Source organism: Gilvimarinus sp. 1_MG-2023, from assembly GCF_030548285.1.
The window spans coordinates 1-348 of the sequence record NZ_JAUOSC010000440.1 but is presented as its reverse complement, the minus strand read 5'-3'; the positions used below and the strand labels follow the sequence as shown (position 1 = coordinate 348).

1 protein-coding gene is annotated in these 348 nt (G+C 54.6%); it reads right to left on the bottom strand.

Annotation, left to right across the window (positions count from 1 at the left end; translation table 11 throughout):
* Positions 1–348, bottom strand: a 348-nt coding sequence (locus Q4563_RS17545) for an ABC transporter permease subunit (protein WP_303605409.1), incomplete at both ends; no start/stop codon positions are given.

The following is a 348-nucleotide window of genomic DNA, read 5'->3' as shown; positions in this document are numbered from 1 at the left end:
GCTTCATACTGTCCGGATGGAATCGCCTGAAAACCACCGCGATACACTTCGGCCATATACCCCGCCATAAACAGCGTCAGTACGATCCAGACCCGCAACAGTTTGTCGACGTTGGTGCCTTCCGGGAAGAACAGCGGCAACATGACCGAGCCCATAAAGAACAGTGCCAGTACCGGTACGCCACGGAAAAATTCGATCAGTACCACACAGATGCTGCGGGCCATGGGCATATTGGAACGTCGTCCCAGAGCCCATAGAAACCCCAGTGGCATCCCCAGAATAATACTGGCAGACGCGAGGAACAGGTTGAGAGAAAAACCACCCCAGTAGGCGGTGCTGACGTATTCC